This is a genomic window from Mucilaginibacter sp. NFR10, from assembly GCF_900100445.1.
GTDB lineage: Bacteria > Bacteroidota > Bacteroidia > Sphingobacteriales > Sphingobacteriaceae > Mucilaginibacter > Mucilaginibacter rubeus.
In genome coordinates this window covers 1-9,941 of record NZ_FMTV01000020.1, presented here as the reverse complement: position 1 = coordinate 9,941, position 9,941 = coordinate 1, and the positions used below count along the sequence as shown (strand labels likewise).

The 9,941-nt window shown below is 43.6% G+C and carries 6 protein-coding genes and 1 pseudogene; 3 read left to right on the top strand and 4 right to left on the bottom strand.

The annotated features are described in order from the left end of the window. From BLP33_RS27010 to BLP33_RS27000, 3 genes are all read right to left on the bottom strand, one after another. On the bottom strand, positions 1 to 264 hold a 264-nt coding region (locus BLP33_RS27010), incomplete at its 3' end, for a transposase (RefSeq protein WP_139159953.1). Positions 265 to 436: 172 nt separating this feature from the next. Next, complete coding sequence (locus BLP33_RS27005) at positions 437 to 1,189, bottom strand: glycosyltransferase family 2 protein (protein WP_090535034.1); 753 nt, start codon at positions 1,187 to 1,189, stop codon at positions 437 to 439. After that, positions 1,182 to 2,465 carry a glycosyltransferase gene (locus BLP33_RS27000; protein ID WP_090535032.1) on the bottom strand — a complete coding sequence of 428 codons (1,284 nt, stop codon included), beginning with the start codon at positions 2,463 to 2,465 and terminating at the stop codon, positions 1,182 to 1,184. Before BLP33_RS27000 ends, BLP33_RS27005 begins: the two co-directional genes overlap by 8 nt. Positions 2,466 to 2,502: 37 nt before the next feature. Between BLP33_RS27000 and BLP33_RS26995 the strand changes: the two genes are divergently transcribed. The 3 genes from BLP33_RS26995 (at position 2,503) to BLP33_RS26985 (ending at position 9,074) form a co-directional block, all read left to right on the top strand. Then, on the top strand, positions 2,503 to 5,712 hold the full coding sequence (locus tag BLP33_RS26995; RefSeq protein ID WP_090535031.1) for a S41 family peptidase: 3,210 nt from the start codon (positions 2,503 to 2,505) through the stop codon (positions 5,710 to 5,712). A 90-nt stretch (positions 5,713 to 5,802) separates the two neighbouring features. Further along, positions 5,803 to 6,654: a CPBP family intramembrane glutamic endopeptidase gene (locus BLP33_RS26990; protein WP_090535030.1), complete on the top strand. Its 852-nt coding sequence runs from the start codon at positions 5,803 to 5,805 to the stop codon at positions 6,652 to 6,654. Positions 6,655 to 6,806: 152 nt separating this feature from the next. Then, positions 6,807 to 9,074: an aconitate hydratase gene (locus BLP33_RS26985; protein WP_090535028.1), complete on the top strand. Its 2,268-nt coding sequence runs from the start codon at positions 6,807 to 6,809 to the stop codon at positions 9,072 to 9,074. Between the two features lie 326 nt (positions 9,075 to 9,400). Here BLP33_RS26985 and BLP33_RS26980 read toward each other — a convergent pair. Beyond that, positions 9,401 to 9,941: pseudogene (locus BLP33_RS26980) on the bottom strand (glucosamine-6-phosphate deaminase); the annotation flags it as partial.

Sequence of the window (9,941 nt, the reverse complement as noted above, 5' to 3'; positions counted from 1 at the left end):
TAAAGACTTCTCTAATTGCTTTATACGCTGTTTAAGGGCCTTAGGATCATTTTTATCTTTAGCATCCATGACAGCTAAAGTTACGGCTCCTTTTTCCAATTTTTTCTTGTAAAGGTTAACCCAGTTATTAAGCATCTGGACATTGGGCAATCTGTAACTTTTGGCGACTTCTTTAGCTGATCGGTTGCGATACATCACCATCAGTACCAGCTTCTCCTTAAAAGTCTCTGTAAAGGAGAAGCGTGACAACATTGTTTCTTTCATCTGGAATAAGTTTATTCCAAAACTGTAAACCTATAGCCGTATGAGACCGATTAATTGATAAATCCTGCTATAGGTTTACATTACACACAGGCACAAGTGAGCCTTGCTCAATCAACCGCACAACACTTGCGCCAGAGAAGGGCGCCAGAGAAGAGCATATTATTGCATTTGATTAATCATTCGTCCTTCTATTCTTCAACCAATACCAGCCTAAATTAAAGGCGATAACAAAATGGTTTAAAACAGTCGGGATCAAGCCATAATTCCGCCTCATGATCTCGAAACGCTCCATCAAACTTTGGCGGTGCCTTTTCTTCGACATGCCCCCTACCAGGTATTTGGCCACGTAACGGTTAACGTTCACAATCTTTTTAGCCTTTTTTGCCGCGCGGATTATCCAGTCGATATCCGAACTCAATTGATATCTTGGGTCATAGGGTTCTGCCAGCGACCGCCTGATATAGATAGCCTGGTGACTAATGCTCATGCCATATTTAAAACCACGCCAGGTAAACTTTGCGGGTGCTTTGTGACGGCGCTGCCCTAAACTACTCCCCTCATCGGCTATCATTTCTGTCTCACCATAATAAATGTCGGCATCCTCTGCAGCAGCAAAAACCGCGGCAACGGTTTCGTTATCATAAAACTCATCTCCCGAGTTCATGAAGATCACATAATCGCCGGTAGCTAAAGCAAGCCCTTTATTCATGGCATCATAAATGCCCTCATCTTTTTCGCTGATGAATTTGGTTATTTGACTTTTATACTTGTCAATTACCTGTAGGGTACCATCATTAGATAAACCATCGACAATAATATATTCAATATTAGTATATGTCTGATTAATCACCGAGCGGATAGTACGCTCAATATCTCTAACATTATTATAAACAATGGTGATAACGCTTAGTCTTGGATTAAACATTATTCCCTCCCTTACTCAGTAATTGTCGATAAACTTCGATATGTTTTCTGGCTATTACTTCTTCCGAAAACCTATCCATAATGGTTTGCCGGGCCTGGTGGTTCAACTTGTCCTTTTCAGGATGTTTAATGATCCATTCCATCCCATCAGTAAAACTTTCGGATGAACGATAGGTGGCAAGGAAACCACTATACTGGTGCCGCACCATATCCGGGATGCCACCTGTAGTAAAAGCGATTACGGGTGTACCGCAACTCAGGCTTTCCATTACGGTGTAAGGTAAATTATCCTCAAGCGAAGGGATTAAAAAAGCATCGGCCGCGGCGTAGTGCAGGGCCAGTTTCTCATCGTTATTGATGGTTCCTAAAAAGCTGGTTTTAAAAGGAAAGTCAGGCAGGTTTTCCGTACCCCGGTTGCCGAACACCACCAATTCTATCTGATCGGTTTCTGCACCTAAACGCTGTCTTAGTAATTCCATACTTTCCAACAGATATTGGGTACCTTTATGCAGATCTTTACGCGATGGCATAAAGCCACTTAAAAAGATAAATTTATCCGTCGGCAAGCCTGCTTTGGCTTTCGCCTCCTTTTTGTTTATCGGCTTAAAAACATCCGTTTCCAGCGTATTTGGAATATTGCTTGTGGCTTTGCTCCGCATCAAACTGCTTTTCTTTACAGAATCTTGCATCCATAAACTTGGGGCGATAATGTTGAAGTCGAGTTGCTGATAAGCCTTATTTTTTTGCTGCCAAATGCGGTGCGAAATATCATCATCGGCAGAGTTGATCAGCAGCGGGCAGTTACCGCATTGTTGCTGGTAATGATCGCAGGTATAGCGTACATGGCAACCGCCGGTAAAAGCATTGCTATCGTGAAAGGTCCACACCACAGGCTTGCCCAGCTTTCTAATTTCGGCTATATGTTTAGGGTCCAGAAAACCGTGATTAATCCAATGCAGGTGAATGATATCGGCTTTTTTCACATCGGGATGATTAACTACCGAACGGCCAAACCAGGTGAAAGAAAACGGGGTACGGCTATCGGGTTTTAAAAAGCGTTTGGCCAATATCCGTTCCAGGATAATAGTAGCGGCGGCGTATGATTTTTGAATGATATTACCGTTAAAAGTCTTGATATCAGGATTATTTCCAAATTTATAATGTACTATAATTTTAGAATCGATATTTTGGCTAAGTAATGCCCGGTTAAGGCGCATGCAGGCCCTGCCCGCGCCGCCGTTACCGTCATACGTATTGAGGTGCACCACTTTTAACATGGCTCAAAAATACATTTATTCATAAAACTTAAACCATATGAAGAAACTATACATCGTATTGTTTTTGGCAGCACTGTGCCAAACCAGCCTTAAAGCCCAAACAACCGGAAGCTATTTTACATCTAACCCAACCCTAACACCCGATGGCAAAACTGTAATTTTCAGTTACGAAGGCGATCTTTGGAAAGCCGATATCAACAGCACAGCCGCCACGCGATTGACCGCCATGCAGGGTGAAGAAACCAGTCCGCGGGTATCGCCCGACGGGCAATGGCTTGCTTTTTCATCAAACCAGTTTGGCAACAACGATGTATACGTAATGCCCCTCGCCGGCGGCGATATCAAACAGCTTACCTATAACGATGCCGGCGATAACGTAGATTCCTGGACCTGGGATTCGAAATCCATCTACTTCAACTCAAGCCGTTATAATGGCTTCAGCGAATACAAAGTAGCAGCTACCGGCGGCACCCCCGTTAGGCTGTTTGGTCATTATTTTAATACCATACACGGTGTTGTTGAGCATCCGCAAACCGGCGAGCTATTTTTCAGCAATACCTGGGAGAGCATTTATTTCCCCACCCGTAAGCACTATAAAGGCGCTTACAATCCCGATATTCAATCATACAATCCTAAAACCAAAGCCTATAAAAAATATACCGACTGGCAGGGCAAGGATTTCTGGACCACCATTGATCAAAAAGGCAACATCTATTTTGTATCCGACGAGGGCAACGAAGAATATAACCTGTATGCCTTTATCGATGGTAAAAAAACCGCGTTAACCCAGTTTCCCACCTCTCTCAAACGCCCGCAGGTAAGTGCCGATGGCAGCAAAGTAGTGTTTGAAAAAGATTACCAGATTTTTGTTTACGATGTGGCATCCAAACAAACGCAGAAGCTAGGCTTAAACCTGTTCCGCAATAATGTACTGCCTAAAGACCAATCGTTTGAAACAGGCGGTAAAATTGAAGGAGCAGCATTATCACCCGATGGCAAAAAGCTGGCTTTTGTATCCCGCGGCGAATTATTTGTAAGCGATGCCGAAGGTAAATTCGGCAAAAAACTGGAGCGTAATACCAGCGAACGCATTACCGAAGTAAGCTGGATGAGCGATAACAAAACCCTCATTTTTGGTCAAACCCTGGGTGGCTATCCTAATTGGTACACCATAACAGCCGACGGCAGTGGCGCCGAAAAACAGCTTACCACAGATAAAGGCAGCAATCGCCTGCTGAGCATGAATAAAGACCGCACACAAGCCATTTATCTGAGCGGCCGTAATGAACTGAAACTTTTGGATCTGAAAACACTCACATCAAAAACTATTGTTACCGATGAGTTTTGGGGATTCTACAACCCTCCTCCGCGCTTTTCGCCAAATGGCGAGTACGTGGTATACAACGCTTACCGCAATTTTGAGATGGACGTTTTTGTTTATGAGATAAAAACCGGGAAAATACTGAACCTTACCAATAGCGGTGTTACAGAATCGGCGCCATTCTGGTCGCCGGATGGCAAGTATATTTATTTTTCATCATCCCGTACACAGCCCGAGTATCCTTACGGCTCAAAAGATGCCCACGTTTACCGGATGCCTTTGCAAAAGTATGATGATCCTTTTAAGATGGATAAGTTTACGGCCCTGTTTAAAGAGGAGAAAAAAGACGACGATAAAAACAAAAAGGATAAGGACAAAAAAGCGTCTAACAAAAAGAAACCTTTATCTGAGCAGCCAACACCTAAACCGCCTGCCGATATTGTTATAGACACCGAAGAACCGATGAAAAGGCTGGAACGCATCAGTCCGGAGTTTGGCCAGGCCCAGGGACCTTACGTGATTCAAAAAGGAGATAAAACATTGGTATACTATGCCTCAAACCATAGCGAAGGCAAAGGGGCACTTTACCGTACCACCCTTGAAGCTTTTGAAAACCCCAAAACTGAAAAAGTTGGCAGCGGCGACTTCGGCAATTACGACATTTTTGGCAATGGCGATAAATATTTTGTACTGGCCGGAGGCAATATCTACACCCTAAACATCGACGCCAACAAAGTAGATAAGTTAGATATCAATTATAGCTTTACCCGTAACATGGCCGGGGAATTTACACAGATGTTTGATGAAACCTGGGCGGGACTGGATGAAAACTATTACGACGGCAATTTCCACGGAGCCGACTGGAAAAAGGTTCATGACAGCTATAAAACATTTGTCCCTTATATTAATAACCGGGCCGACCTGCGCCTGTTGCTGAATGACATGCTTGGCGAGCTCAATTCATCGCACCAGGGCTTTTACTCAAACGGCAACGAGGAAAAGAAAACCTTCAGCTACCGTACCATGGAAACCGGAATTATTTTTGACAATGATTCACCATACAAAGTTAGCAGTATAGTCATCCATAGTAATGCCGATAAAGCAGGTATCGATGTAAAACCGGGTGATATCCTGAAAGCAGTGAACGGCGTCACGGTTGATGAAAAACAGGACCGTAATTATTACTTCAGCAAACCATCGCTTGATAAAGAAATTGAACTGACCTTTAACCGCGGCGGCAAAGATATTAAAGTGAAGCTTCACCCTGAATCGACGGGCGATCTGTCAGGCAATCTTTACGACGACTGGATCAAGGCCAACGCCAAAACCGTAGCCGAAAAAAGTAAAAACCGCATCGCTTACTCTTACATGAAAAACATGGGTGATGGCGCTCTGGAAGATTTCCTGGAAGATATGGTTGACGACGCTTATAATAAGGATGCGCTTATCCTCGACCTGAGATATAATACAGGCGGTAACGTACATGATAATGTTTTAAAATTCTTGTCGCAAAAACCCTATTTGCAATGGGCTTACCGCGACGGTAAAAAAACACAGCAATCAAACTTTGCACCGGCGGCCAAACCGATCATCCTGCTCATGAATGAGCAAACCCTTAGCGACGGCGAGATGACCTCACAAGGCTTTAAACAACTGGGCCTTGGCAAGATCATCGGCACCGAAACTTACCGCTGGATCATTTTTACCAGTGGCAAAGGTTTGGTTGACGGATCATTCTACCGCATTCCGGCCTGGGGCTGCTATACGCTTGACGGCAAGGATATTGAAAAAACAGGTGTAACACCAGACATTTATGTAAAAACAGATTTTGCCGACAGAATAGAAAATAAAGATCCGCAGTTGGACAGGGCTATTGAGGAGATTTTGAAACAGTTACCTCCTGCTTCATCAAAAGCAGAAAAATAACCTGTTCATATTTTATCGAACTATTTTTTAATTTTAAATTGGCTGGTCGTTTATCATGACCGGCCAATTTTTTTCCTAAACAATCGCAAAATGTCTGAAATAACAAACATCGAACTAAATGCAGAAGAGCCTGAAAACATTGCTCTCGCTCCGCAAACAGCCTATCCTAACGTAACATCTGTTGTAAAGTTATTTTTCGTATATCTTGTTTTTCTGATCATCGTTGCAATAATCGCCGCCATCATATTTATGAATACTCCACAAGAATTTCCGGCTGTGAAATCGATATTCAAAGTATTGATGAATGCTGCTCCCATACTAATGGCAATACAGTATACTTTAAAAAGGAGTGAAAAACAACAAGGTTATCCATCAACCATAAATTATAATAAAATCAAAGGGTGGCTTATCCCGGTATTGATCATAGCGGCAGCGGCATTCTCAATCGTCTTAGAACGAATTTCAGTATTGCTACCAATGCCACTGAAAATTCGCGAGATATTTGAGCGGATGTTCACGAGAGATATATTCTCTTTCATGAGTGTTGTTATTATAGCTCCAATCATCGAGGAAATATTGTGCAGGGGCATTATTTTAAAAGGGCTTTTAAAAAATTATTCGCCTAACAAAGCTATATTCATTTCTGCGATCCTTTTTAGCGCACTGCACTTAAATCCCTGGCAGGCCATTCCAGCGTTTTTCGGAGGTTTATTTTTAGGTTGGATTTATAATAAAACGCAATCCGTAATTCCGGGAATGATTTTTCATGCTGCCATAAATACTACAGGATTTGCATTTTTGTTTTTAGGGAACTCCAAACAAGACCTACCTGATATTTTTGGAAAGATGTATTATCCGGTTCTGTTGATGTCCGCATTAGTTTTCACTGTATCATGCATCTTCATCAACAAAAAAGTGAAGGTTGCCGTAACCAACCACTAACTCCCAATAACTTATTTAGAACTTATCCAAATAACATTTGTATAAAGCACTAACAGCTTTCAAATGTTATTTTTTGTAAATTCGCCGCTCTAAGGCCGGATAACGGGCTTAACGTCAATTTCTTTTACTTTTCACCTAAAAATCAAATACAAATGGCTTTTGATTTAGATATGATCAAAAAGGTTTACGACCGCTACAGCACACGTGTTGATGCTGCCCGTAAAGCGACCGGTAAACCCCTAACTTTAACCGAAAAGATTTTATATGCCCACCTTAGCGAAGGCGATGCCCAAAAAGCATTCGGCCGCGGGGTTGATTATGTTGATTTTGCACCAGACCGTGTAGCCATGCAGGATGCTACTGCGCAAATGGCCCTTTTGCAGTTTATGCAAGCCGGTCGCCCGCAGGTTGCCGTTCCATCTACCGTACATTGCGATCACCTGATCCAGGCTAAAATTGGTGCTGTTGAAGATTTAAGTACTGCTGTTGACGTTAACCGCGAAGTTTATGACTTCCTGGCTTCAGTATCTGATAAATATGGTATCGGTTTCTGGAAAGCCGGTGCAGGTATCATTCACCAGGTAGTGTTGGAAAACTATGCTTTCCCGGGTGGTATGATGATCGGTACCGACTCACATACTCCTAATGCAGGTGGTTTGGGTATGATTGCTATTGGTGTTGGTGGTGCTGACGCCTGCGACGTAATGGCCGGCTTACCATGGGAGCTTAAATTCCCTAAACTGATCGGTGTTAAATTAACCGGTAAACTTTCCGGCTGGACTTCAGCTAAAGACGTTATCCTGCGTGTTGCTGGTATCCTTACTGTAAAAGGTGGTACCGGTGCTATTGTTGAATACTTTGGCGAAGGCGCACGCTCAATGTCTGCAACCGGTAAAGGCACTATTTGTAACATGGGTGCAGAAATTGGTGCTACTACCTCTATCTTCGGTTACGACGAAAAAGCTGCTGCTTACTTAAAAGGTACAAAACGTGCCGATATCGCTGAACTTGCCGATGCTATTGCTGAGCACTTAACCGGCGACGAAGAAGTTTACGCTAACCCAGAGCAATATTTCGACCAGGTTATCGAAATCAACCTGAGCGAGCTTGAACCACATGTAAACGGTCCGTTCACTCCGGATTTGGCATGGCCTATCTCTAAATTTGCTACCGCTGTTAAAGAAAACGGCTGGCCCACTAAATTAGAAGTTGGTTTGATTGGTTCATGTACCAACTCATCTTACGAAGACATCACCCGTTCGGCTTCTATCGCTAAACAGGCTATCGATAAAAAATTAAAAACTCAGGCCGAGTTTACCATCACTCCAGGTTCTGAGCAGGTACGTTACACTGTTGACCGTGACGGTTACCTTGCAACTTTCGCTGAAATGGGCGGTGTGGTATTGGCTAACGCCTGCGGACCATGTATTGGCCAGTGGGCCCGTCATACTGATGACCCTACCCGTAAAAACTCTATCATCACTTCGTTTAACCGTAACTTCGCTAAACGTCAGGATGGTAACCCTAACACTCACGCTTTCGTAGCGTCTCCTGAAATTGTTACCGCTTTCGCTATCGCGGGTGATTTAACTTTTAACCCCCTTACCGACACTTTAACTAACGAAGCCGGTGAGCAAGTTAAATTTGATGAGCCTCAAGGTATCGAACTACCTGTAAAAGGTTTCGCGGTTGAAGATGCAGGCTACCAGGCACCAGCAGAGGACGGCAGCAAAGTTGAAGTTATCGTTTCTCCAACTTCATCACGTTTACAATTACTTGAGCCGTTCAAAGCCTGGGAAGGTACCGATATTACAGGCCTTAAATTGCTGATCAAAGCTAAAGGTAAATGTACTACCGACCACATTTCTATGGCTGGCCCATGGTTGAAATTCCGCGGTCACCTGGATAACATTTCAAACAACATGCTGATCGGTGCTATCAACTACTTTAACCTTACTGCCGATAGCGTTAAAAACGAATTAACCGGCGAGTATGGTCCTGTTCCGGCTACTCAGCGTGCTTACAAAGCAGCAGGTATCGGTTCGATTGTAGTAGGCGACGAAAACTATGGCGAAGGCTCATCACGTGAGCACGCAGCTATGGAACCACGTCACTTGGGTGTACGTGCTATATTGGTAAAATCATTTGCCCGTATCCACGAAACCAACCTTAAAAAACAAGGTATGCTGGGTATCACCTTCGCTGATCCTAACGATTACGAAAAGATCCAGGAAGATGATACTATCGATATCACCGGCTTAACTACTTTTGCCCCTGGCCAGCAGTTGACCGTGGTATTACACCATAAAGATGGTTCAACCGAATCATTCCCTGTAAACCACACTTACAATGCCCAGCAAATTGAGTGGTTTAAAGCAGGTGGTGCATTGAACATCATCCGCAAGCAAATGGCGTCTTAATTTCGGATATCGGAATTTTGATTTCGGATTTAATATTGAAGGCCTTCCCATTTTGGGGAGGCTTTTTTGTTGGGTAAAATATAAATAAGCGTCATTGCGAGGTACGAAGCAATCCCCGATTTGCAGAGCGACTATACAAGTGCCTCTGTACGGTTCGCGATTGCTTCGTGCTTCGCAATGACGCGTGATAAAGCTTTGTCCTTTCCCTGGCCGTGTCCCTGCGGCCAACTATATACAAAAAAAAAGCGCCCGTGATAACACGGACGCTGGGGGTAGATGTATTTTTCAATTCCATGAACCATCAACCATGATCCATGAACTAATTTTTAAAATTTATACCTAACAAACGCCTCCATAGCCTCATATTCAGCTAAACCAAGACGGTCATAGCGTTGGGCCGTGTCGCGGGTGCGGTCTTCCGCACGTACCCAAAACTCCCTTGCATCATCACCAGGGAATACCGGAGTATCCTTCTGTGACTGGTGTTTGAAGATCGCGTTACGTTTGCGGATCACTTCCTGTGGCGACAATGGTACTGCCATCTCTATCTCATGTGTTTCAAACTCATGCCATGCACCACGGTACATCCACAGCCAGCAGTCTTCAACCCAGGCTTCTTTTCCTTTTAATCTTTCTAGTGCAGCTAATATGATTTTGAAGCATACCAGGTGGGTTCCGTTAGGATCTGCAAAGTCACCTGCCGCGAAGATCTGCTGTGGTTTTACTTTTTGAAGCAGGTCGATGGTTAATTGAATATCTTCCTCACCTACCGAGTTCTTCTTCGTTTTACCGGTTTCGTAAAACGGCAAGGCCATAAAGTGGATATGATCATCCTGTAAACCGGCATACCTTGCACCTGATATAGCT